The organism is Mesorhizobium newzealandense (assembly GCF_042682145.1).
In the GTDB taxonomy this organism is placed as follows: Bacteria; Pseudomonadota; Alphaproteobacteria; order Rhizobiales; family Rhizobiaceae; genus Mesorhizobium; species Mesorhizobium newzealandense.
On record NZ_JBHUGZ010000007.1, the window covers coordinates 706,350 to 729,232 of the forward strand.

The following is a 22,883-nucleotide window of genomic DNA, read 5'->3' on the forward strand; positions in this document are numbered from 1 at the left end:
CCCTCCGACGGTCTGCTCCTGTAGGAACCCCGGCCCAGGCCGGGGTTCTTTTGTGGGGATGCCCTTGCTGGACAAAAGCCCCCAAAAAAAGTCAGGCGGAAAGATCGCTGCGAGGACCGTCGGGAGGTGACGATCCGGGCTGGTGCGCGGCTTCCTGTGAGGCCGTGTCGCGGACCACGAAAGCCCAAAAAACCGCAGAAAACAGCCTGTTTCGGCGACTCTGCGTACTTGCGCTCCATTGCATAAGTCTCTGCTCAAGCGTCAAAATCGGCGATCCGCACCCCCGCTGAGCGGCGTTGACAGATCGCAGTGCAGCATGCGACTTCGCAAGTCTTGGGGTTACGTCACGCAATGCTGTTCGGACGGGCGGGGTTTACTTGAACGGCGGCATAGGCGTGGGCGCCGGACGAGCGGTCACTGTAGCCTGAGGCAGTGCTCCGCTCGCTCCTGGCTCTAATGTTGGCGACCGAATGGCCACCCTTCATCGTCCACCGAACATTGCTTAGCCTGGGACACGCGTCATCAAGACTGGCGTGCTGGGCCTGCCAAAGGGCTCATAAGCCTCGGCATGCGAACGATCGTCGAAAAATCAAAACGCAATGCTCGGCCCAACTGTTGCGCGACAACAGCGCGACCGATCGGCAGCGCGACCGATCGCGGTATGCGGCTATCGGAGCGCAGCAAAAAGCCCTTGAAAGAGGTAAATCTTTCAAGGGCTTGCATAGTATGGCGAATCTTAGACCGAGTAATACATGTCGTACTCGACCGGGTGCGGGGTCATTTCGAAGCGCATCACCTCGGCCATCTTCAACTCGATGTAGCTGTCGATCTGGTCGTCGTCGAATACGCCGCCGGCTTTCAGGAAGCCGCGATCCTTGTCGAGGCTCTGCAGCGCTTCGCGCAGCGAACCGCAGACGGTCGGGATCTTCTTCAGTTCCTTCGGCGGCAGGTCGTAGAGATCCTTGTCCATCGGCTGGCCGGGATGGATCTTGTTCTTGATGCCGTCGAGGCCGGCCATCAGCATGGCGGCGAAAGCGAGGTAGGGGTTCGCGCCCGGATCGGGGAAGCGGACCTCGACGCGCTTGGACTTGGGCGACGAGCCGAACGGGATGCGGCAGGACGCCGAGCGGTTGCGCGCCGAATAGGCGAGCAGCACCGGCGCTTCGTAGCCAGGAACCAGGCGCTTGTAGGAATTGGTCAGCGGGTTAGTGAAAGCGTTGATCGCCTTGGCGTGCTTGATTATGCCGCCGATGTAGAACAGGCAGCTTTCCGACAGGCCGGCATATTCGTTACCGGCGAAGGTCGGCTTGCCGTTCTTCCAGATCGACTGGTGGACGTGCATGCCCGACCCGTTGTCGCCGAAGATCGGCTTCGGCATGAAGGTGGCTGTCTTGCCATAGGCGTTGGCGACCTGGTGCACGACATACTTGTAGATCAGCATCTTGTCGGCGTTGCGGACCAGAGTGTCGAACTTGATACCGAGTTCGTGCTGGGCAGCAGCCACCTCGTGGTGATGCTTTTCAACGCGCACGCCCATCTCGGCGAGCACGGTCAGCATCTCGGAGCGCATGTCCTGTGCGGAATCGATCGGCGGCACCGGGAAATAGCCGCCCTTGATGCGCGGACGGTGGCCGAGATTGCCGGTCTCGTAGTCGGTGTCGTCGTTCGACGGCAGTTCGGTGGAATCGAGCTTGAAGCCGGTATTGTACGGGTCGGCCTTGTACTTCACATCGTCGAACACGAAGAATTCGGCTTCCGGGCCGACATAGATGGTGTCGCCGATGCCTTCCGACTTCATATAGGCCTCGGCCTTCTTGGCAGTGCCGCGCGGATCGCGGTTGTAGGATTCGCCCGACACCGGATCGAGGATGTCGCACAGGATGACCATGGTCGACTGCGCGAAGAACGGATCCATATGAACCGTGTCCGGATCGGGCATCAGCACCATGTCGGACTCATTGATGGCCTTCCAGCCGGCAATCGAAGAGCCGTCGAACATCACGCCATCGGCGAACATGTCTTCCTCGACCTCGATGACATCCATCGTCACGTGTTGCAGCTTGCCCTTCGGGTCTGTGAAGCGCAGGTCGACGAATTTCACGTCGTTGTCCTTGATCTGCTTCATGATGTCTTTGGCTGTCGTCATGTCATTTATCCCTGTGTGATGACGTTTTTTGATGATGACGTTTTCAGAAGATTGCCGGGGTGGATCAGACCGCGTCCATGCCGGTTTCGCCAGTGCGGATTCGCACGACTTCCTCGATGTTGGAGACGAAGATCTTGCCGTCTCCGATACGGCCGGTCTGGGCCGCCTTGCGGATGGCCTCGATCGCACCTTCGACCGCGTCGTCGCCAAGCACGACCTCGATCTTCACCTTGGGCAGAAAATCGACGACATATTCGGCGCCGCGGTAGAGTTCGGTATGGCCCTTCTGACGCCCGAAGCCCTTGGCCTCGGTGACAGTGATGCCTTGCAGTCCGGCTTCCTGAAGCGCTTCCTTCACTTCGTCCAGCTTGAATGGCTTGATGATCGCTTCGATCTTTTTCATGTAAAAAGTGGCCTCCACTGCCAAAAAAACGGGTTGTGAGCCCCCGCTTGCGCCTCCATCAAGCACGAACTGTGCCAATTCGATGGATTCGAAGCGGGCTCATACGATTTCAAAGCCTCACCGCGCCGGGATGCAAATTCGCGTCATTCACTGCATCAGGTGCGGCATGGGCTGCTGGAGCCGACACAGCGCTAGCACCTGCGTCCGCATAACAATTAGGCATATCGCCTATTCGGCGGGCAGTTTTGTGCCTGCGATGCCTTCCTCCCGACAATATGGCGGTAAATTTTGCCAACTCCCCTTTGTTTGCTTCGGATCGAAAATTGGACAATGCTTGATCGAATGCGGATCGGCAATCCATGAGCAACGAACTTCTTTCCCCGGCCGAAATGAGCGAGGCCGATCGGCTGACGATTGCCGCCGGTCCAACCGACGGTATCGGCCTGATGCGCCGTGCCGGCGAAGCGGTCGCGGCCGAGGTGCTCAAGCGCTATCCGGCGGCCACGCATGTCCATGTGCTCTGCGGACCTGGCAACAATGGCGGTGATGGCTATGTCGTTGCCCGCATCCTGGCCGGCAGCGGCGTCGTCACGACGATCTGGGCAAGTGGCACGCCGAGGCCGGAAAGCGATGCGGCGCTCGCCGCCGCGCTATGTCCGCTCAAGCCTCGGCCTCTGTCTGGTTTCGATGCCGGGGCCGGCTCGATCGTGGTCGACGCGCTCTATGGGGCAGGGCTGTCCAAGCCGCTGTCCGGCGATGCTGCGAAAGCCGTCGATACCGCAACAGCCCTGCACCTGCCGGTGGTCGCGGTCGATCTGCCGTCGGGTGTCTCGGGAGCCGGCGGTGAAATAATGGGCAGGGCGTTTCGCGCCGAAGTCACCGTCACCTTCGCGCGAAAAAAGCCTGGGCACCTGCTGCTCCCGGGACGCGGGCAATGCGGTGAAATCGTGCTCGCCGATATCGGCATCGGCGACGGCATCATTGCCCAGTTGACCGTGTCGACCTTCGAGAACGGGCCGGACCTGTGGTTGCAGGAATTTCCAGTGCCGGCGGTCGACGCACACAAGTACAAGCGCGGCCATGTCGGCGTCTTTTCCGGTGGTCCCAGCGCAACGGGCGCGGCGCGGCTGTCGGCACTTGCCGCGGCGAGAAGCGGGGCAGGGGCGGTCACCGTGCTGTCGCCAGCCAATGCCATGCAGGTAAATGCTGCACATCTCACATCAGTCATGTTGCGCAAGGCCGACGACAGCGTCGACATCGACGCGTTCATCGGCGAACGCCGGCCGTCGGCCTTTGTTCTCGGGCCAGGTTTCGGCGTTGGCGAAAGGACGCGGAAATTTGCACTCGCGCTGCTTACCTCGGGCCACCTACGGGATACGTCAACCCGAATTGACGGCCTCGTGTTCGACGCCGACGCGATCACCTCATTTCGCGAGGCGCCCGACGTCATGTTTGAAGCTTCTCGCCAACCGAACGCTCCTGCCCTGGTGATGACGCCGCATGACGGTGAGTTCGCCAGGCTGTTCCCTGATATCGCCGGCGACGAAACTCTGTCGAAGCTCGCCAAGGCCCGCGCAGCCGCAGCGCGTGCCAATGCCATTGTCGTCTACAAAGGTGCCGACACGGTGATCGCGGCGCCGAACGGCCGGGCGGCGATCAACGCCAATGGCGCACCCTGGCTCGCCACGGCTGGATCGGGCGACGTTCTGTCGGGTATCGTTGCCGGGCTGCTGGCGCAAGGCATGGCGCCTTTCCACGCTGCTTGCGCCGCGGTTTGGATCCACGCTGAAGCCGGCCGCCGCTTCGGTCCCGGGTTGATTGCCGAGGACCTGCCGATGGCAATGGTGCCGGTGCTGCGCGAATTGGTCGAAAACCAACCGGACCTTCGATGAGCCGCGCCCTGGCTCGGCTGCTCGCCACCGTCCTTGTCGTCTTCGCGGTGCATGCAGCGCGCGCCGAAGGTCCCGTGACGATCGTGGATGATCCGGCCGTGCTCGCCGCACTTGATGCCAAGGGTTATGGCTTTGCCGATCTTTTTGGCGCAGCGGGCGAGGGCGATCTGAAAGCCCTCTACGACAAGGCGCCGGCCTATCACGCTGTCGTCGACACGGTAGCGGCCGATGTTGCCGCACTGCGCGCCGACATGAAGGCCGGCGGGCGGCCGCTCTACGAGGTTACCGACGGCAATGTCGGCCGCATCATGGACATGCGCTGGCTGAAGACCGATGCCGCGCGTTTCCGGCTGGTCGGCGTCGTCAACCGGCTCGACCGTCGCGACTTCGCCGCCGTGCTCGGTGACAAGAGCTGCGGCGAGGTGCGCTTCATCTACCGCCTTGCCTACAGTTTCCGGAAAAACAGCAAGCTGCTGGCGTCGCGCCTGCCGTTCAATTTCAACGCCGTCTACAGCGCGGCGCCCGATGCCGACGGCGGCTGCGTCGGCATTGCCGGACGCTGGACGCCACAGCTTGACGAGACCGTCGATGCCGGCTGGCTGACCGGCGGACCGCTGGAGAAAGCCGGGCTGACCTTCAAGCAGCTGGAACTCAACGCACAGGTGGTGCGCTTTCCCTCCGGCCAGGAAACCGAGTTCGGTGGCCAGGCCGCCTATCTCATGCGGATATTGGGTATCGATGGCGGGACGGTCAGCGAGAAGCCGCTGGAGAATACGCCAGACACCGCAAGGCTCTCGCAAGACGCGGCGCTGAAGGCACAGCTCGCCGCCTATGTCACCGCCAATCTGCCGGCGATCGATGAAGGCGTCTACGAAATCCCCGACGAGTTCCTGGCCCGAAAGGTGATCTCCTGGTCGACCTTCGGCAGTGCGCGGCAGGCCAACCACCCGTTCACGCCGCTGTTCCAACCCGGGGAATTCGCGTCGCTCGATTATTCCGGGCTGAAACTGGTGCGCACGCCGGAAGCGCTGGTCGAGCGGCTGGATAATGGCGCCTGCCAGGGGTGCCATCAGGCTGGTTCGACGGCGGGGTTCCACTTCATTGGTCTCGACGACAAGACGACGTCGCCGTTGAACCGCATCGAGGTCGGCATTTCGCCGCATCTTCACGCCGAAATCCCGCGCCGTCAGGCTTGGCTGCGCGCCATGGCGCAAGGCAAGGAGCCGAACCGCTTCCGTCCGCTCTCCTTTGCACCGCCGGCTGCCTGGACGGACGCCGGCGCGGTCGACTACGCGCCGGCAGAGATGGCAATGCCGTGCCTGATGCCGGAAGATGCCGCCCGCTTCGGCACCACCTGGCAGTGCGGCAGCGGCACGGTCTGCACGCCGCTGGCGACGGCATCGGGGGTGCGGACCAAGCTGGCACAATGCCTGCTGCCCAAGGACAGCGAAAAGATGTTTTCCGGCCATCCCTGCCTGACCGGCTCGATCGCCAGCAACGAAGCGCAGCCGTTCAACGACCGCTACAGCATATCGGGCCAGTTCGCGGCTTTCGCACCGGACGTCTCCCGCACCGCTTACACCTGCCGTCCGCCGAAGATCGGTGTGCCTGCCGGAATTGCTTATCGCGGCTGCGACGACAAGGACCGTGTCTTCGCGGCCTTCAAAGCCGGCAAGCCGATGCCGAACGAGATCTGCGGGCTGGTCGGCGGCAAGAAATTCGACATCTGCGTCGCCACCAACAATTTCGACCAATGCCTTGGCGGCGCCGTCAATCGCGGCAACCGACCGGCCTGTTCGGCCGATCATTTCTGCCGCGAGGACTATATGTGTCAATCGCTGCCGCCCGATACGCCTGGCATCGGCAAGATCAGGGGCATCGGCTTCTGTTCGCCGACCTATTTCATCTTCCAGATGCGCATCGACAACCATGCGACGCCCTGGAGCAGTTCCGTCCGTGCCACCATGGGAGCGGGGTTTGGTGCGGCGGAAGTAGAATAACCCCCCTGGCGATTGCTGGTGCGGCCGACTGAGATACCGCCGTTTGCGGCTTAGGATGCCTCACAGCGGGATGTTGTCGTGCTTCTTCCAGGGGTTCTGCATATCCTTGTTGCGCAGCATCCGCAGCGCGCGCGCGATCCGGCGGCGGGTCGAGTGCGGCATGATCACCTCATCGACATAGCCACGCTCGGCGGCAACGAAGGGCGACAGGAAGCGATCCTCGTAAGCCTTTGTATGGGCTGCGATCTTTTCCGCATCGCCAATGTCCTTGCGATAGATGATCTCGACCGCTCCCCTGGCGCCCATCACCGCGATCTGCGCCGTCGGCCAGGCGTAGTTCATGTCACCGCGCAGGTGTTTTGACGCCATCACGTCATAGGCGCCGCCATAGGCTTTTCGGGTGATGACGGTGATCTTCGGCACGGTGGCTTCGGCATAGGCGAACAGGAGTTTCGCGCCGTGCTTGATCAGCCCGCCATATTCCTGCGCCGTGCCGGGCAGGAAGCCAGGGACATCGACAAACGTGACGATCGGAATCGAGAAACAGTCGCAGAAGCGCACGAAACGGGCCGCCTTGCGGCTGGCGTCCGAGTCGAGCACGCCGGCCAACACCATCGGCTGGTTGGCGACGAAGCCGACGGTGCGGCCCTCGACCCGCCCGAATCCGGTGACGATGTTCTTGGCGAAATTCTGCTGGATCTCGAAGAAGTCGCCTTCGTCGGCGGTCTTCAAGATCAACTCCTTGATGTCGTAAGGCTTGTTGGCATTGTCGGGGATCAGCCGGTCGAGCGACAGGTCGTGATCGGTGACCGACTGGTAGCATTCGATCTCCGGGAGCTCCGATGTGTTGGAGGCGGGCAGCAGGTCGACCAGCCGGCGCATCTGCAGCAGCGCCTCTACGTCATTGTCGTAGGCGCCGTCGGCGATCGAGGATTTCGTGGTGTGGACGGAGGCGCCGCCAAGGCTCTCGGCGGTCACGGTCTCGTTGGTGACGGTCTTCACCACATCCGGTCCGGTGACGAACATATAGGAGGTGTCGCGGACCATGAAGATGAAGTCGGTCATCGCAGGCGAATAGACGTCGCCGCCTGCGCAAGGACCCATGATCAGCGATATCTGCGGAATGACACCGGACGCCAGCACGTTGCGCTGGAAGATCTCGGCATAGCCGCCGAGTGCGGCGACGCCCTCCTGGATACGCGCGCCGCCGGCATCATAGAGGCCGATGATCGGCGCGCGGTTGCGCAGCGCCATCTCCTGCACCTTGATGACCTTTTCGGCATGCGCTTCCGACAGCGAGCCGCCGAAGACGGTAAAATCCTTGGCGAAGAGATAGACCGGGCGGCCATTGACGGTGCCCCAGCCCGTGACGACGCCGTCGCCGGCGATCTTCGTCTTCTCCATGCCGAAGTCGGTCGAGCGGTGCTCGACATACATGTCGAATTCTTCGAACGAGCCCTCGTCGAGAAACACCTCGATGCGTTCACGCGCGGCAAGCTTGCCCTTCTTGTGCTGGGCATCGATGCGGGCCTGGCCGCCACCCATGCGGGCGATGTCGCGGCGGCGCTCGAGTTCCTTCAGCACGTCCTTCATCGGTTATCCTCCCAGGCCAGCGGCATTTCGTGGTAATCGTGCCGGCAAGCGAGTGCAAGCACCGCTTGCGCTGCGGTTTTGTTGCGCTGCAGCATGACGCCCCTTGCATTTGGCAGCGAACTGGGCCATATGCGGCGACATAGGCGCTTGGGCCGGGAACAATCCGGCCTTCTCGACAAATGAGACTGGTTGCGTCTGTTTTCCCTCTTTCCGGTATATCGGCCCCTCTTTCCGGTACATCACAAAGCGGCGAAAAAGCCCCGTGGCATGATGCCTGCGGGCACGACAGCGCAGCCGAGTGGACGAAACCGTCCGCCCGCCTTGTCGTTTCATGACAATTTATCCGACGGCAGGTTGCGCCCCTGCCGCCATTGATGTTTGCGGCCAGGAGCCGCGTGAAAGAAGAATATTTTGACCAACGAAAACACTTTGCTCGGTACAGGGGAACTCTCCGGTTTCGCAGCACTTGGAATTACGGGCGCGCTGCTCAAGGCGACCCATGCCGCCGGCTTCACCGAGCCGAAGCCGATCCAGACCCAGGCGATCCCGCCGCAGCTGGAAGGCCGTGACATTTTCGGCATCGCCCAGACCGGTTCGGGCAAGACCGCGGCCTTTGCGCTGCCGATCCTGTCGAAGATCATCGCTCTCGGCACCAAGCGCCGGCCGAAGACGGCGCGTGCGCTGATTCTGGCGCCGACGCGCGAGCTCGCCGTGCAGATCGAGGACATGATCAAGCTGCTCGCCAAGGGCGCGCATGTCTCGACCGCGCTCGTGCTCGGCGGCGTCTCGCGCTTCAGCCAGGTGAAGAAAGTTGCGCCCGGCGTCGACATCCTGATCGCCACGCCAGGCCGGCTGACCGATCTGGTGCGTGAGGGCGACCTCGTGCTTGCCGACACCAAGTGGCTGGTGCTGGACGAAGGCGACCGCATGCTCGACATGGGCTTCATCAACGACGTCAAGCGCATTGCCAAGGCGACCGCTCCGGACCGTCAGACGGTGCTGTTCTCGGCAACCATGCCGGCCGAAATCGCCGAGCTGGCGAAAGGCCTGTTGAAGAACCCGATCCGCGTCGAAGTCGCCCCCCACAGCACGGCGGCAGCCGAGATCGTGCAGGGCGTCGTCTTCGCCCGCACCAAGCAGAAGCGCCAGGTGCTGTCGACGATGCTCGCCGACGAGGCGATGAAGTCCGTCATCATCTTTTCGCGCACCAAGCATGGTGCCGACAGGGTGACCAAGGACCTCGAGCGCGACGGCTTCAAGGCCGCCGTCATCCACGGCAACAAGTCGCAGAACGCCCGCCAGAAGGCGCTGAACGATTTCCGCGAGGGCTCGGTGCGCATTCTCGTGGCGACCGACATCGCGGCGCGCGGCATCGACGTGCCCGGCATCAGCCACGTCGTGAATTTCGACCTGCCTGACGAAGCCGAAAGCTATGTCCACCGCATTGGCCGCACCGGCCGCAACGGCATGGACGGCATCGCCATCACGCTTTGCGATCCTTCGGAGAACAGCAAGCTGCGTCAGGTCGAGCGCATCATCCGCACCAAGCTGCCGATCGTTGCCGACCATCTCGGCAACCCCGATCCGCAGCGCAATCCGGCTGAAAAGAACGAGCGCTTCGAGCCGGCCAATGATCGCAACGGCAATGGTCGTCGCGACGGCAGGCGGCCCGGTGGCGAGAACAAGGGCAACGGGTTTGGCAAGAAGCGCTTCGGCGACAAGCCGGCCTTCGCTGGCGAGCGCAAGCCGGAAGGCGCCAAGCCCTTCAAGGGTAACAACAAGCGCCGCTTCGGCGGCAAGCGTCCGGCGGCGCGGGCTGCGTAAGCCAGACCGCTTCGCAATCAGTCAAGCCTAGGCTGGTTGATTGCTCGTGACTGACAAAGAAAGGGCGGCTGAAGCGATGCTTCGGTCGCCCTTTTTTCGTCCGCTTACTTGGCCACGGCCTCGACCCAGACGGCAATCCTTTGCGACAGAAAGGCCGTGGTCGACGGCGACAGCGCGTCGCCGGCGATGACGTGGTTGTCGGGATCGCCGGTGTCGTCGACCGGAACCAGTTCATGCGGCGCGCCCCAGCGCGCGGCGATTTCGCGGGTGCGGTCTTCCCGCACCACTCTGTCGGAATCGGAGAAGATGAAGAGAGCCGGTATGGTCGCCTTCTCCACTGGCGCGGCGTAGGCGAGTTCGGTTAGCGCCTGCATCGGCAGCGTCGCGTCGATCGGATATTTATAGGTCCAGAATTTCTCGTGCAGGGCGTTGCGCGGCAGGAAGCTGTGCTCCTTGCCGGCGACGAGTTGGGCGATCTGTTTGCCCCACGGCATGGTCAGGATCTCGGCGCCGGAAGCCTTGACGCCGAAATTCGGCGAGATGAATGCAATCGCCGCCACCCCGTCCGACGCGCCCGGCTGCGTTGCCGCCCATGCCGCCAGCGAGCCGCCGGTCGAGGTCGAGATGACGATCACCTTGTCGCCGATCGCCCGGCCGATGGCGAGCGCCTCCTCATAGTCGTTGATCCAGGCATTGACGCTGCCTTGCGTCATCGCCGCGCCGTCCTGCCCGTGACCGGTAAGGCGAGTGTAGAACAGATTGGCGTCGAGCTGATCGGCCACTTCGTCGGACAGCGGGCGGACCTCGCCCTTCGAGGCGGAAAAGCCGTGGATATAGACGATCGACAGCGGCGTCCTGGCATGCACCATCGGATTGGCCCAGACGATCTCCTTCTCCAGCCCGTCACGGATGCCGGGTATGGCGGCTTCCGTCTTCGCCACATAGGTCTGCGGATCGTCGCCGATGACCGAGGGATCGAAACGGATTGTGGTGTCGACAGGAACGCGCGGACCAAGCACGAAAGCCAATGAAAGGACTGCGACAAGGCCCAGCACAGCAAGCACGATCCGTCGCTCCATCGCAGACTCCAACGAACAATTTCTGAGCCTATGGCGGCACCACAAGCAGGCAACGGGCCGGCCCGAGGCGGGCAGCTCGCCGATCGCGATGCCGTTCTACTCGCTTGGCGGTTTGCGGTCGTAGTGCAGCGGCCGCGCCTTCCAACTGGTCATGAGGCTGATCACGCCTCTGCACAGCGGCCTCGGCAGCAGGCTGAGCAGCTTCAGCGGCCAGCTCAACCGGCGCGGGAAGGTGACTTCGAAGCCGCCGGACTTGATACCACGCGCCATGAGGCGCGACGCGCGGCTGACCGGCATCAATCCCGGCATCGGCAGCATATTCTTCTCGGTCAGCGGGGTGTCGATGAAGCCCGGATTGATCACCTGGATGCGCACGTTCATCTTGTCGAAATCATACTTCAGCGATTCCGCCAGGATGTTGATCGCCGCCTTGGTGCCGCCATAGGCGGCCGTGGTCGGCCAGCCGAAATAGGCGGTGACCGAGCCGACCAGCACGACGTGGCCGCGCGCTCGCACACGCATGCGCTCGACCGCTGGCACCAGGCCGTTGACGATGCCGAAATAGTTGACCTCGAAGGACTGGCGAAAGTCGGCGACGGCGAGATTCTCGCCCGGTGTCGATATGTAGTTTCCGGCATTGAAGACGGCGAGCACGATGGGACCGAGTTCCTTCTCGATCGCGGCGACGGTTCTTGCCATGCGCGGCTCGTCGGTGACGTCGCAGGGAAAGGCCGTGACACTGCCCGGCATCTGCGCGGTCTCGACGACAAGCGTGTCGATAGGATCGTCGTCGAGTGCGGTCACCGCGACGGCATAGCCCTGGGACGCAAGGTCCCTGGCCAGCGCACGGCCGATGCCGCTGCTGCCGCCCGTGATCCAGGCGACGCCGTGCTTCGGGTTGGCCCGATAGAGTGTCATGCTGCGCCCTGTCGACTTGTTCGTGTCTTGCTCTAGCGATGAAGAAATCGAATGAAAAGAGTGCTTTTCATCGCCGGGCGGAAATGAACTGTGGGGCATGAAGGCGATGTTGAGAGCGTTGGCGCGATAACAGTGCCGCAAATGCGACTGGACCAGACAAATTCTTGCCTTGAAACCGAAGCTTCGGGTTTCTAGGGTTTCGGCGCACCTACACAAGGAATCCTGAATGCCCCGTTCTGTGATCGACGCGATCGGCAACACGCCTCTGATCCGCCTCAACAAAGCGTCTGAACAAACCGGTTGCGAGATCCTGGGGAAGGCCGAATTCATGAACCCGGGCCAATCGGTCAAGGATCGCGCCGGTCTGTTCATCATCCGCGACGCCGAGCAGCGCGGGCTGCTGAAGCCCGGCGGCGTCATCGTCGAGGGAACGGCCGGCAATACCGGCATCGGGCTGACGCTGGTCGCCAAGGCGCTGGGATACCGCACCGTCATCGTCATCCCCGACACGCAGAGCCAGGAAAAGAAGGACACCATCAAGCTGCTCGGCGCCGAACTGATCGAGGTGCCCGCGGTGCCTTACAAGAACCCCAACAATTACGTGAAACTGTCTGGGCGGCTGGCCGAGCAGATGGCGCGGACGGAGCCGAACGGCGCCATCTGGGCCAACCAGTTCGACAATGTCGCCAACCGTGACGGCCATATCCGGACCACGGCGCAGGAAATCTGGAACCAGACCGGTGGCAAGGTCGACGGCTTTGTCTCGGCGGTGGGTTCGGGCGGAACGCTGGCCGGCGTCGCCTTCGGGCTGAAGGCCAAGAGCAAGGACGTCAAGATCGCGCTCGCCGATCCGCTGGGCGCCGCGCTCTACAGTTTCTACACCAGCGGTGAGTTGAAGTCCGTAGGCAGCTCGATCACCGAAGGCATCGGGCAGGGGCGGATCACCGCCAATCTCGATGGCTTCACGCCGGATTTTTCATTCCAGATCCCGGACGAGGATGCGCTGCCGATCGTCTTCGACCTGATCCAGGAGGAAGGCCTTTGCGTCGGCGGCTCGACCGGCATCAACATTGCCGGCGCGATCCGTCTGGCGCGCGAACTTGGGCCCGGCCACACCATCGTGACCATTCTTTGCGACTATGGCACGCGCTATCAGTCGAAGCTGTTCAACCCGGAATTCCTGCGCGAAAAGAACCTGCCGGTGCCGGGCTGGATGGAACAGCAGAGCACCATTTCGGTACCGTTCGAAAAGGTCGCGTAATGGCGCACAAGACGGAAGCGCTGTTTCGCGACGACGCCTATTTGCGCGCGGCGGACGCCACAGTCATAGCCGTCAACGACCGCGGCGGCATCATTCTCGACCGGACGATCTTCTACGCCACCTCGGGCGGCCAACCGGGCGATACCGGTCATCTCGAACGCGCCGATGGCAGCCGCATCGCCATTGCCGCCACCATCACCGGCGAGACCAAGGACGAGATCATCCATGTGCCGGCGTTGGAGCAAGCGGTACCGGAGGTTGGCGAGCGAATGAAACTTGCCATCAATTGGGAGCGGCGGCATCTCTTGATGCGCATGCACGCGGCATGTCACCTGCTCACCGTCGTCTGCCCGTTCCCGATCACGGGTGCGGCGGTTTCCGAGGACGACAGCCGTGTCGATTTCGACATTCCCGATGCCAGCTTCTCAAAGGAAGAGGTGACGGCCAGCCTGATGGATCTGGTGCGGGCCGATCACCCGATCTTCACCAGGCTGATCAGCGACGAGGAACTGGCCGCCAACCCTGGCCTGGTGAAATCCAAGAACGTCCGGCCGCCGGTTGGCACCGGCAAGATCCGCCTGGTTTGCATCGGTTACAACGCCTCGGTCGACAGCCAGCCCTGCGGCGGCACGCATGTCAAAAGCACCGGCGAAGTCGGCGAAATCCATATCGGCAAGATCGAGAAGAAGGGCCGCGAGAACCGGCGCTTCCGGATCCGTTTCGGCCCGATTCCGGTGACCTGATGCATGTCGCCCAAAAGTGGCCCGGTTTTGGGACAACGACAAAGACTTAAAGCGCGTCGCCTGAATCCGCTTCAACGCGACGCGCTTCAATCAGACAGTCACCGCCAAAAGGCGTGCAGGAGAACAAGATGGCCGAGGACAGCCCTTTCACCGTCGATGCGGACTGGCTGCAGCAGCGCCTCGGCGAACCCGGCCTGACGATCGTCGACGCGTCCTGGTATCTGCCGGCGCAGAACCGCGATGCGCGCGGCGAATACGAGGCAGCCCACATCCCGGGCGCACGATTTCTGGATCAGGATGCGGTTTCGGACCCGGCTTCGGCGCTGCCGCATACATTGTCGTCGCCGCAGCATTTTGCCCAGTATGTCGGTTCTATGGGCGTTTCGGCCGACGACACCATCGTCGTCTATGACGGTCCGGGTTTCTTCTCTGCGCCTCGGGCGTGGTGGATGTTCCGGGTCATGGGCGTCTTCCAGACCTACATTCTGGACGGCGGCTTTGATGGTTGGAAAGCTGCCGGCCGGCCGGTAACGGCCGAACCGACCAAGATCGCGCCAAGTGTGTTTCATGCGGATTTCGACGCCGGTCGCGTCGCCAGCCTCGCCGACGTGCGCCGGATCGTCGACACCGGGGAAAGCCAGATCGCCGATGCCCGTGGACCGGGCCGCTTTGCCGGCACGGAGCCTGAACCGCGCGCGGGTATCCGTTCCGGCCATATGCCTGGCGCGCGCAATCTGCCCTATTCGGCGCTGTCGGAAAATGGCGAGATGCTGTCGAAGGACCGCCTGCGCAAGGTGATCGAGGGGGCCGGCATCGATCTGTCGAAACCCGTCATCACCTCGTGTGGTTCCGGCATTACAGCCGCGGTGGTCACGCTGGCGCTGGAAACGCTTGGCCATACCGAAAACAGGCTTTACGACGGCTCATGGACGGAATGGGGTGGGCTCTCCGACACGCCCGTCGTGACCGGCAAGGAATGAGGACGATGGAAAACGGCGCTCTGGAAGACATCGAAGTCACGGTGACGTTTCTCGAGATGCATGTGCCGCCGGCCTATTCGCCACCGGTGCCCTACAACCGCCAGGTCGCGCTGTTGAAGACCAAGGAAATTCCCCTGCATTTCTACCGCTACCTGATGGATCGGGTGGGGCGCAAATGGCATTGGGTCAATGTGCTGAGGCTGGATGACGACGAGCTTTCAGCCGGTATCCACCGCGAGGACCGCGACGTCAGGGTGCTCTATCTCGACGGCGCGCCGGCCGGCTTCTTCGACCTCAAGCCGCATCTGCCGGACGAAGTCGAGCTCGCCTATTTCGGCATGATGGAACATGCGACGGGGCAAGGCATCGGCCGCTGGTTCCTGGGCTCGGCGATTGCCGCGGCATGGTCGTACGGGCCGAAGCGGGTGACGGTGCAGACCTGTACGCTCGATCATCCGGCGGCTCTGCCGCTCTACCAGAAGCTCGGCTTTGCACCGGTGGCGCAGAAGAAGGAGATCGTGCACCCGCTGCCTTTCGCCGAGCGCTCGGCCAGCGTCATGCGGCCGTGACATCAGTTGGTCCGTTCGGTCCTTCGAGACTTGGCAGGAATCGGGTGGGAAGCAGCGGCGTGGGCGTATAATTTCCGGTCGACGACACCGGAGATTTCATCATGACCATCCAGTTCAAAGCTCTGCCGACCGAAGATGTCAGGGCGCTGCAGCGCGGCGGCCCCGATGCCTACGGCCAGACGCCCGAGCGAAAGATCTCCGACGGTGACGGCATGCCCTGCCGGCACTGTCTGAAAAACATCGCCGCCGGCGACGCCTACCTCATTCTGGCTTACCGGCCATTCCCGGGTCTTCAGCCCTATGCCGAAACCGGACCGATCTTCCTGCATGCCGAAGCATGCGACCGCGCCGCCGAGACCGACGCGCTGCCCGAGGTTCTCGAAAGCCCCGACTATATCGTGCGCGGCTATGGCAGCGATGATCGTATCGTCTATGGCAGCGGGGGCGTCATCCCGACCGCAGCGATCACGGCGCGAGCCGAAACCTTGTTCGAACGCCACGATATCGCCTACGTCCATGTCCGCTCAGCGCGCAACAACTGCTACCAGTGCCGCATCGAGCGCGCCTGAGGCGTTAAGACCGCCGGCGGAGGGGCTGTCGTACTCCTGTCGCATAGTCGCGATAGAAAGCGATTGTCGATCGATTTGCCGACCGCGGATGAACCGGCGGGAAATCTCGATATCGAGGAAGCGGGGCTTTGGCTCCGCTTTTTTGTTGCCCGCCGTCAGGTCAAGAAAAAACCCGCCGGAATGAACCGGCGGGCTGACGGGAGGTCGCCATAAGGTGAAATCAGGCCGCGAGAACGGCTTTCGGCTCAACCAGCTCGTAGCCGAGTGCCTCGGCGACGGCACGGTTGGTGATCTTCCCTCTGTGGACATTGAGGCCGTTGCGCAGGTGGTGGTCGTCGACCATCGCCTTCAGGCCCTTGTCGGCGAGCTGCAGGCCATAATGGAGCGTCGCGTTGTTGAGCGCGTGGGCCGACGTGACCGGCACCGCGCCGGGCATGTTGGCGACGCAGTAGTGGATGACACCGTCAACCTCATAGGTCGGCTCGGCGTGGGTGGTGGCATGCGAGGTCTCGAAGCAGCCGCCCTGATCGATGGCGACGTCGACCAGCACCGAGCCCTTCTTCATGCCTGACAGCATTTCGCGCGAAACCAGCTTGGGTGCGGCGGCGCCCGGAATAAGCACGGCGCCGACGACGATGTCGGCCGAAAAGCACTCTTCCTCGAGCGCCTCGACGGTCGAGTAACGGGTGTGCACCCGGCCGGCAAAGAGGTCGTCGAGCTGGCGCAGGCGCGGGATAGAGCGGTCGATAATGGTGACGTCGGCGCCAAGTCCCGCCGCCATTCTGGCCGCGTGCAGGCCGACGACACCGCCGCCGAGCACGGTGACCTTGCCCGGCAGCACGCCGGGCACGCCGCCGAGCAGCACGCCGCGACCGCCATTGGCCTTCTGCAGCGCCGTGGCGCCGGCCTGGATCGACAGCCGTCCGGCGACTTCCGACATCGGCGCCAGCAGCGGCAGCCCGCCACGGTCGTCGGTCACGGTTTCATAGGCGATCGCGGTCACGCCGGAGGCGAGCAGGCCCTTGGTCTGCTCCGGATCCGGAGCCAGGTGGAGATAGGTGTACAGGATCTGGCCGTCGCGAAGCTGCGCCCATTCATTGGGCTGCGGCTCCTTGACCTTGACGATCATGTCCGACTTGGCGAACACGTCGGCAGCCGTCTTGGCGATCGTGGCGCCGGCGGCACGGTAGGCGTTGTCGTCAGCGCCGATACCGGCCCCTGCGCCGGTCTCGACCAGCACTTCATGGCCATGGGCGACATATTCGCGGACCGAGCCGGGTGTGAGGCCGACGCGGTATTCGTGGTTCTTGATTTCCTTGGGGCAGCCGACGCGCATTTTCTTCTCCTGATCCGGCCCTTTTGGGCTCGTTCCCTGTATTGATGGAGTGAACCACGAATCGTTGCGCAGGTGTTTGCGAATGCGCTTGCGCCAAGGGGCGCGTTTCGATAATCGTTGCGCGAAATAGTAGGATATTCGCAGGATTCACCAAAAATGCCGCTCGACAGGATCGATATCGCCATTCTCGAGACTTTGCAGAAGGATGGCAGGATACCCAATGCGGCACTGGCCGAGAAGGTTGGCCTGTCGCAATCGGCGTGCTCGCGCCGGCTCGACAATCTGGAGAAATCCGGAACCATCCGCGGCTACCACGCCCGGCTTTCCAATGCCGCACTTGGTCATCAGATGACGGCGATCGTGCATATATCGCTGTCGGGACAGTTCGAGAAGACGCTGTCGGATTTCGAGGCGGCGATCAAACGCTGTCCGAACGTGCTGTCCTGCCACCTGATGTCGGGCGAATATGACTATATTCTGAGGATCGCGGCCAAGGATCTCGTCGACTATGAGCGCATCCACAAGGAGTGGCTGTCAGCGATGCCGCATGTGACCAAGATCAACTCGTCGTTCGCCTTGCGCGAGATCGTCGACCGCACGGCGATGGGCATGAAGCCGGAAATGGCTTAACGCCAAAGGCACACCCGGACGTCCTTCCCAACATAGCATGCGCCATCGCGGCGAAGTTCTCCCCAATCTCCTGGTTCACCGTGAGTTTCGCGAATGTCCGAGTTCCCATAGCCTTCCCAAAAATCACCGTCCTTGTAGATAACGGCCCAGTAATCTTCGGACATTTCACCAGCCCCACTATTCGTATCAGGATAGTCGATACCTGCAAAAACTTGCCGAGGCCCCTGGATATTAAAATCGCCACCCTTCTCGATTTGATAAGAGCATCTTCCGGTTATGCGAGTCTGACCGCTAACAACAAGCAGGCAGCGGCCCCACTTATAACCGCCCGGTAAACGATGCTGTGGTTGCGCATGCGAAGGCGAAAAGGAAAACGCAATTGCAAGGGTAGCCGCAATAGTTCGTCCGATCATCATCTGTCGCGAAGCAGCCAATCTAAAGAACGACCGGACACTGTTGGATCCGCCCAGAGCGCATGTCGAAACGGTCCGCCGCAGCATGGTTATCGACCAGGTCGGATTTTTGTCATGTGACATTTGCGCTGCTACACGGCGGGAGTATGTTTCGATTGAAACGCGTTGGTCCGTACCTGAGGTGTTTTTACGTCGGGTGATCCCGGCCAACCGGCGTCGCTACTGTCGTGTCCATCTCAAGGGCGAATCATATTCGCAGCGAAACAGAAATCCAGCCGGTCTCATTTTCCAAAAAGGCTCTTAGGCCTCGGTGACGATCCGATCCATCGGGATATCGTGCGGCTGCGGGTAGATTGTGGCGATGCGTTGCAGTTCGTAGCCAACGCCGATCACCAGCGGCTTGAACGGCATCGCAGCCAGCGTGCGGTCGAAGAACCCGCCGCCATAGCCCAGGCGGTAATTCCCGGGATCGATGCCGACGATCGGCGCAATGACGATGTCCGGCAGCACCGGATCGCCCTCGGCCGGGATCGGGATGTTCCAGACACCTTTTTCCAGCCGGTCACCCGGCGCGTAGGCGCGAAAGATCAGCGGCTGCCCTTTCTCAATAACGATGGGCAGGGCGGTGCGGCCGCCACGCGCATTGATGGAGGCCATCCATGGCCGCAGGTCGGGCTCGCCGCGAAACGGCCAGTAGAGACTGACCAGGCGGCCGGCGACCTCGCCGACAATCGCATCGAGGCCTCCCGCAATGCGTTGCGACATCACCGTTCGCGCGTCGGCCGAAACGGCAAGACGCGCGGCGATCAGGCGTTCGCGCTCGGCCTTGCGCCAGCGTCTCACGTCGGTCCAGTCGCTCAACGGCGCGCGAAACTCCGGATCCAGTTCATGCATGAAGCAGGGCGGCGAAGAATACTGCGCCGGACATTGGTCGTCATGATCGGTAGCCATGCCTCGCCTCGTCGTGCTGTTTCGAGAACGCTATACCCGGCCACGGGGTCCGACATGTGCATTCACGACATTCGAAGGCGACTCCCAGGCAGTCATCAGAGGACGGAACGTTGTTGCGGTGCACAAAAATACCTACATCAGGTCAGATGCATTGGGGTGAATGAGATGAACCAGGCCAGCCATCATGTCGTCGTTGTCGGCGCGGGTTTCGGCGGTCTCGAATTCACTCGAGCGCTTGCCGGGGCGCCGGTCCGCATCACCATGATCGACAAGCGCAACCACCACCTCTTTCAGCCGCTGCTCTACCAGGTGGCGACCACGGCGCTGGCGACGTCCGAGATTGCCTGGCCGATCCGCCACCTCTTGCGCAAGCGCAAGGATGTGACGACGCTGCTCGCCAATGTCGTCGGCGTCGACCGGGCCGGCAAGCGCGTGCTGCTCGATGATGGCAGTGCGGTCGCCTACGATACGCTGCTGCTCGCCACCGGCGCCCGCCACGCCTATTTCGGCCATGACGAATGGGAACCCTTCGCGCCCGGCCTGAAAACACTGGAGGACGCGACCACGGTTCGGCGGCGCATACTTCTGGCCTTCGAGCAGGCCGAGCGGGAGACCGATCCCGCCAAGCGCCAGGCGCTGTTGACCATCGCGATCGTCGGTGGCGGGCCGAGCGGCGTGGAACTTGCCGGCACCATCATCGAACTGGCGCATGACACGCTGCGCAGTGAATTCCGCAACATCGATACACGGCAAACGCGCGTCGTGTTGATCGAGGCCGGCGATCGAATTCTGGCCAATTTTGCCCCGAAACTTTCCGACTATGCCATGAAGGCGCTCGAGCGGCTCGGCGTGACGATAGAACTCGGCCGGGCTGTTACGCGGTGCGACGCCGAGGGCGTCGTCTTCGGCGACAAGCATCTGGCGGCAAGCACGATCCTGTGGGCGGCGGGCGTCGCCGCTTCACCAGCCGCCGAATGGCTCGGCGCGGCGGCGGACCGGGCGGGCAGGGTGCTGGTCGAGCGTGACTTGAGCGTGCCGGGCAGCCCGGAGATTTTCGTCGTCGGCGATGCCGCGCATGTGCTGCGGCCGGATCGGCGGCCCGTTCCCGGCGTTGCGCCGGCCGCCAAGCAGCAAGGCCGGCATGTTGCGGCGACGCTGAAGGCGCGGCTTGCCGGCAACACCGGCCCACGGCCATTCCGCTACAGGCATGACGGCGATCTCGCCACGATCGGCAAGCGCGCCGCGGTAATCGATTTCGGCTGGATCAAGCTGACAGGCTGGGCGGCCTGGTGGCTGTGGGGAATTGCGCACATCTATTTCCTGATCGGCTTTCGCAACCGGCTTGCGGTGTCGCTGAGTTGGCTGTGGATCTACGCGACGGGTCAGCGCAGCGCGCGGTTGATTACCCAGGGCGACGACGACAAGGGCTGATTTCGTCACCCAGGCCCTTCATCCGCACGTCATCTGTTCCTGATCGACTGGTGGCTTGATGCGCGCGACTTGTTGAATGGACTCAGATGGGTTTCAGCGCGAAGTTCGCTTCCGGGCAGGGCTGTCACGTTGTCGAAGAAGGAGAACTCATGTCGCGACTGCTCCATCCCATCTCCCGCCGTGATCTCCTTGGCGGTGCCGCCGCCGCGGGGGCTTTGATCATGCTGCATCCGTTCTCCGCCCGCGCACAGGCCAACCAGGCGCATCTTCGGATCATGGAAACCACCGACATCCATGTGAACGTGCTGCCTTATGATTACTACGCCGACAAAGCGAACGACACGATGGGCTTGTCGCGCACGGCGTCTCTCATCGACGCGGTGCGCAAGGAAGCCGTCAATTCGATGCTGATCGACAATGGCGACCTGCTGCAGGGCAATCCGATGGGCGACTACATCGCTTATGAGAGGGGCATGAAGGATGGTGACCTGCATCCAATCATGAAAGGCATGAACCTGCTCGGCTATGAATGCTCGACGCTTGGCAACCATGAGTTCAACTACGGCCTGTCGTTCATGGACAAGGTGCTAACCGGCGCCAATTTTCCCTTCGTCTGCGCCAATTTGATCCGCGGCACCGAGCTTGCCGCGAACCCGCGCGACGACAAGCTCTACCTCAAGCCCTATGTGATCCTCGACAAGAAGATCAAGGACGGTTCAGGCGCCGAGCAGCCGATCAGGATCGGCATCATCGGCTTCGTGCCACCGCAGATCATGGTCTGGGACCTCAAGAATCTCGAAGGCAACGTCAAGACGCGCGACATCGTCGAGGCGGCCAAGGCCTGGGTGCCGCAGATGAAGGAGGAAGGCGCCGACATCGTCATTGCGCTCTCGCATTCCGGCATCGACGTGAAGCAGCAGGGCGACATGATGGAGAACGCATCGTTCTTCGTCGCCGGTGTCGACGGCATCGATGCGGTGTTCACCGGTCACCAGCATCTGGTCTTCCCCGGCAAGAAGGATTTCCAGTCGCTCGATGGAGTCGACTCGCAAAAAGGCACGCTGCAGGGCAAACCCGCCGTCATGGGCGGCTTCTGGGGCTCGCATATGGGGCTAATCGACCTGATGCTGGAGCGCGACGGGTCGAAATGGAAGGTCGTTTCCGCCACTTCCGAAGCGCGGCCGATCTTCGAACGCGTCGACAACAAGAACAAGCCGACCGTGCCGGACGACAAGCGAATCATCGCCGCACTCGAGCAGGACCACCAGGCGACATTGGCCTATGTGCGGCGTCCCGTCGGCAAGACTTCCGCGCCGCTCTATTCCTATTTCGCGCTGGTCGCCGACGATCCGTCGGTGCAGGTCGTCAGCCAGGCGCAGACCTGGTACCTGAAGGATATTCTCAAGAACACGCAATGGAAGGATGTGCCGCTGCTGTCGGCCGCCGCTCCCTTCAAGGCCGGCGGGCGCAACGGCGCTGACTACTATACCGACGTGCCGGCGGGTGATATCGCCATCAAGAACGTCGCCGACCTCTATCTCTACCCGAACACCGTTCGGGCCGTCGAAATCACCGGCGCGCAGGTCAAGGAATGGCTGGAAATGTCGGCCGGCATCTTCAATAGGATCGAGCCTGGCAAGGCCGACCAGCCACTCATCAACACCGACTTCCCGTCCTACAATTTCGACGTCATCGACGGTGTCACCTACGAAATAGACCTGTCGCAGCCGCCGAAATATGACGCCAAGGGCGGGCTGGCTAATGCCGGCGCCAATCGTATTGTCGACTTGATGTTCGATGGAAAACCGATTGATCCAAAACAGAAATTCGTCGTTTCGACCAACAATTACCGTGCCGGCGGCGGCGGCAATTTCCCCGACATCAATGCCTCGAAGATCATCTACGAGGCGCCGGACACCAATCGCGACGTCATCGTTCGCTACATCGTCAGCGAGGGCACGATCAACCCGTCGGCCGACGACAACTGGTCGTTCGCGCCGCTGCCTGGAACCAGCGCCATATTCGAAACCGGCGCTAAGGCGAAGGATTTCATTGCCGAGGTGAAGTCGCTGAAGATCGAACCGGTGGGTGAGGGCGAAGCGGGATTCGCGAAATACCGCATCCTTCTCTGATTGTTGCCATATA

The 22,883-nt window shown here is 62.3% G+C and carries 18 protein-coding genes; 11 read left to right on the top strand and 7 right to left on the bottom strand.

What is annotated here, in order from left to right; translation table 11 throughout:
• Positions 1 to 736: 736 nt before the first annotated feature.
• Both glnA and ACFSOZ_RS12335 read right to left on the bottom strand, forming a co-directional pair.
• Positions 737 to 2,146, bottom strand: a complete 1,410-nt coding sequence (gene glnA, locus ACFSOZ_RS12330; protein ID WP_379097757.1) for a type I glutamate--ammonia ligase — start codon at positions 2,144 to 2,146, stop codon at positions 737 to 739.
• A gap of 64 nt (positions 2,147 to 2,210) precedes the next feature.
• Positions 2,211 to 2,549: a P-II family nitrogen regulator gene (locus ACFSOZ_RS12335; protein ID WP_006205430.1), complete on the bottom strand. Its 339-nt coding sequence runs from the start codon at positions 2,547 to 2,549 to the stop codon at positions 2,211 to 2,213.
• A 359-nt stretch (positions 2,550 to 2,908) separates the two neighbouring features.
• Between ACFSOZ_RS12335 and ACFSOZ_RS12340 the strand changes: the two genes are divergently transcribed.
• Together ACFSOZ_RS12340 and ACFSOZ_RS12345 are read left to right on the top strand one after the other, a co-directional pair.
• Positions 2,909 to 4,441, top strand: coding sequence for an NAD(P)H-hydrate dehydratase (locus ACFSOZ_RS12340; RefSeq protein ID WP_379097759.1), 1,533 nt, complete (start codon positions 2,909 to 2,911; stop codon positions 4,439 to 4,441).
• A complete protein-coding gene (locus tag ACFSOZ_RS12345) occupies positions 4,438 to 6,441 on the top strand; it encodes a hypothetical protein (protein ID WP_379097762.1) in 2,004 nt (667 codons plus the stop codon). Before ACFSOZ_RS12340 ends, ACFSOZ_RS12345 begins: the two co-directional genes overlap by 4 nt.
• A gap of 60 nt (positions 6,442 to 6,501) precedes the next feature.
• Here the strand turns inward: ACFSOZ_RS12345 and ACFSOZ_RS12350 are convergent, their stop codons facing one another.
• Positions 6,502 to 8,034 carry an acyl-CoA carboxylase subunit beta gene (locus ACFSOZ_RS12350; RefSeq protein WP_379097766.1) on the bottom strand — a complete coding sequence of 511 codons (1,533 nt, stop codon included), beginning with the start codon at positions 8,032 to 8,034 and terminating at the stop codon, positions 6,502 to 6,504.
• 411 nt (positions 8,035 to 8,445) lie between these two features.
• On the opposite strand from ACFSOZ_RS12350, the gene ACFSOZ_RS12355 reads away from it, so the two are divergent.
• Entirely contained in the window at positions 8,446 to 9,858 is a 1,413-nt protein-coding gene (locus ACFSOZ_RS12355) for a DEAD/DEAH box helicase (RefSeq protein WP_379097770.1), read from the top strand.
• A 104-nt stretch (positions 9,859 to 9,962) separates the two neighbouring features.
• Here the strand turns inward: ACFSOZ_RS12355 and ACFSOZ_RS12360 are convergent, their stop codons facing one another.
• Both ACFSOZ_RS12360 and ACFSOZ_RS12365 read right to left on the bottom strand, forming a co-directional pair.
• Positions 9,963 to 10,937 carry an alpha/beta hydrolase gene (locus ACFSOZ_RS12360; protein ID WP_379097772.1) on the bottom strand — a complete coding sequence of 325 codons (975 nt, stop codon included), beginning with the start codon at positions 10,935 to 10,937 and terminating at the stop codon, positions 9,963 to 9,965.
• Between the two features lie 96 nt (positions 10,938 to 11,033).
• Complete coding sequence (locus ACFSOZ_RS12365; RefSeq protein ID WP_379097775.1) at positions 11,034 to 11,855, bottom strand: SDR family oxidoreductase; 822 nt, start codon at positions 11,853 to 11,855, stop codon at positions 11,034 to 11,036.
• A 226-nt stretch (positions 11,856 to 12,081) separates the two neighbouring features.
• On the opposite strand from ACFSOZ_RS12365, the gene ACFSOZ_RS12370 reads away from it, so the two are divergent.
• The 5 genes from ACFSOZ_RS12370 (at position 12,082) to ACFSOZ_RS12390 (ending at position 15,977) form a co-directional block, all read left to right on the top strand.
• Positions 12,082 to 13,116, top strand: a complete 1,035-nt coding sequence (locus ACFSOZ_RS12370; protein ID WP_379097778.1) for a cysteine synthase A — start codon at positions 12,082 to 12,084, stop codon at positions 13,114 to 13,116.
• Positions 13,116 to 13,859, top strand: a complete 744-nt coding sequence (locus tag ACFSOZ_RS12375; protein WP_379097781.1) for an alanyl-tRNA editing protein — start codon at positions 13,116 to 13,118, stop codon at positions 13,857 to 13,859. Before ACFSOZ_RS12370 ends, ACFSOZ_RS12375 begins: the two co-directional genes overlap by 1 nt.
• Before the next feature lie 128 nt (positions 13,860 to 13,987).
• A complete protein-coding gene (sseA, locus tag ACFSOZ_RS12380) occupies positions 13,988 to 14,839 on the top strand; it encodes a 3-mercaptopyruvate sulfurtransferase (protein WP_379097784.1) in 852 nt (283 codons plus the stop codon).
• Positions 14,840 to 14,844: 5 nt separating this feature from the next.
• Positions 14,845 to 15,408 carry a GNAT family N-acetyltransferase gene (locus ACFSOZ_RS12385; RefSeq protein ID WP_379097789.1) on the top strand — a complete coding sequence of 188 codons (564 nt, stop codon included), beginning with the start codon at positions 14,845 to 14,847 and terminating at the stop codon, positions 15,406 to 15,408.
• 101 nt (positions 15,409 to 15,509) lie between these two features.
• Positions 15,510 to 15,977, top strand: coding sequence for a DUF1203 domain-containing protein (locus tag ACFSOZ_RS12390; protein WP_379097792.1), 468 nt, complete (start codon positions 15,510 to 15,512; stop codon positions 15,975 to 15,977).
• Positions 15,978 to 16,197: 220 nt separating this feature from the next.
• Here ACFSOZ_RS12390 and ald read toward each other — a convergent pair whose 3' ends face one another.
• Entirely contained in the window at positions 16,198 to 17,313 is a 1,116-nt protein-coding gene (gene ald / locus ACFSOZ_RS12395; protein WP_379097795.1) for an alanine dehydrogenase, read from the bottom strand.
• A gap of 156 nt (positions 17,314 to 17,469) precedes the next feature.
• On the opposite strand from ald, the gene ACFSOZ_RS12400 reads away from it, so the two are divergent.
• Positions 17,470 to 17,943, top strand: coding sequence for an Lrp/AsnC family transcriptional regulator (locus ACFSOZ_RS12400; RefSeq protein ID WP_010909317.1), 474 nt, complete (start codon positions 17,470 to 17,472; stop codon positions 17,941 to 17,943).
• A 713-nt stretch (positions 17,944 to 18,656) separates the two neighbouring features.
• Here ACFSOZ_RS12400 and ACFSOZ_RS12405 read toward each other — a convergent pair.
• Positions 18,657 to 19,307, bottom strand: a complete 651-nt coding sequence (locus ACFSOZ_RS12405) for a 5-formyltetrahydrofolate cyclo-ligase (protein WP_379097798.1) — start codon at positions 19,305 to 19,307, stop codon at positions 18,657 to 18,659.
• 165 nt (positions 19,308 to 19,472) lie between these two features.
• On the opposite strand from ACFSOZ_RS12405, the gene ACFSOZ_RS12410 reads away from it, so the two are divergent.
• Positions 19,473 to 20,738 carry an NAD(P)/FAD-dependent oxidoreductase gene (locus ACFSOZ_RS12410; RefSeq protein ID WP_379097801.1) on the top strand — a complete coding sequence of 422 codons (1,266 nt, stop codon included), beginning with the start codon at positions 19,473 to 19,475 and terminating at the stop codon, positions 20,736 to 20,738.
• A gap of 149 nt (positions 20,739 to 20,887) precedes the next feature.
• Positions 20,888 to 22,870: a bifunctional 2',3'-cyclic-nucleotide 2'-phosphodiesterase/3'-nucleotidase gene (locus tag ACFSOZ_RS12415; protein WP_379097804.1), complete on the top strand. Its 1,983-nt coding sequence runs from the start codon at positions 20,888 to 20,890 to the stop codon at positions 22,868 to 22,870.
• The last annotated feature ends 13 nt before the right edge of the window (positions 22,871 to 22,883 follow it).

What these genes read in the sequence shown, in the direction of transcription:
- glnA (WP_379097757.1), bottom strand. Translation starts at nt 2,146, where the DNA reads ATGACGACAGCCAAAGACATCATGAAGCAGATCAAGGACAACGACGTG.
- ACFSOZ_RS12335 (WP_006205430.1), bottom strand. Translation starts at nt 2,549, where the DNA reads ATGAAAAAGATCGAAGCGATCATCAAGCCATTCAAGCTGGACGAAGTG.
- ACFSOZ_RS12340 (WP_379097759.1), top strand. Translation starts at nt 2,909, where the DNA reads ATGAGCAACGAACTTCTTTCCCCGGCCGAAATGAGCGAGGCCGATCGG.
- ACFSOZ_RS12345 (WP_379097762.1), top strand. Translation starts at nt 4,438, where the DNA reads ATGAGCCGCGCCCTGGCTCGGCTGCTCGCCACCGTCCTTGTCGTCTTC.
- ACFSOZ_RS12350 (WP_379097766.1), bottom strand. Translation starts at nt 8,034, where the DNA reads ATGAAGGACGTGCTGAAGGAACTCGAGCGCCGCCGCGACATCGCCCGC.
- ACFSOZ_RS12360 (WP_379097772.1), bottom strand. Translation starts at nt 10,937, where the DNA reads ATGGAGCGACGGATCGTGCTTGCTGTGCTGGGCCTTGTCGCAGTCCTT.
- ACFSOZ_RS12365 (WP_379097775.1), bottom strand. Translation starts at nt 11,855, where the DNA reads ATGACACTCTATCGGGCCAACCCGAAGCACGGCGTCGCCTGGATCACG.
- ACFSOZ_RS12370 (WP_379097778.1), top strand. Translation starts at nt 12,082, where the DNA reads ATGCCCCGTTCTGTGATCGACGCGATCGGCAACACGCCTCTGATCCGC.
- ACFSOZ_RS12375 (WP_379097781.1), top strand. Translation starts at nt 13,116, where the DNA reads ATGGCGCACAAGACGGAAGCGCTGTTTCGCGACGACGCCTATTTGCGC.
- sseA (WP_379097784.1), top strand. Translation starts at nt 13,988, where the DNA reads ATGGCCGAGGACAGCCCTTTCACCGTCGATGCGGACTGGCTGCAGCAG.
- ACFSOZ_RS12385 (WP_379097789.1), top strand. Translation starts at nt 14,845, where the DNA reads ATGGAAAACGGCGCTCTGGAAGACATCGAAGTCACGGTGACGTTTCTC.
- ACFSOZ_RS12390 (WP_379097792.1), top strand. Translation starts at nt 15,510, where the DNA reads ATGACCATCCAGTTCAAAGCTCTGCCGACCGAAGATGTCAGGGCGCTG.
- ald (WP_379097795.1), bottom strand. Translation starts at nt 17,313, where the DNA reads ATGCGCGTCGGCTGCCCCAAGGAAATCAAGAACCACGAATACCGCGTC.
- ACFSOZ_RS12400 (WP_010909317.1), top strand. Translation starts at nt 17,470, where the DNA reads ATGCCGCTCGACAGGATCGATATCGCCATTCTCGAGACTTTGCAGAAG.
- ACFSOZ_RS12405 (WP_379097798.1), bottom strand. Translation starts at nt 19,307, where the DNA reads ATGGCTACCGATCATGACGACCAATGTCCGGCGCAGTATTCTTCGCCG.
- ACFSOZ_RS12410 (WP_379097801.1), top strand. Translation starts at nt 19,473, where the DNA reads ATGAACCAGGCCAGCCATCATGTCGTCGTTGTCGGCGCGGGTTTCGGC.
- ACFSOZ_RS12415 (WP_379097804.1), top strand. Translation starts at nt 20,888, where the DNA reads ATGTCGCGACTGCTCCATCCCATCTCCCGCCGTGATCTCCTTGGCGGT.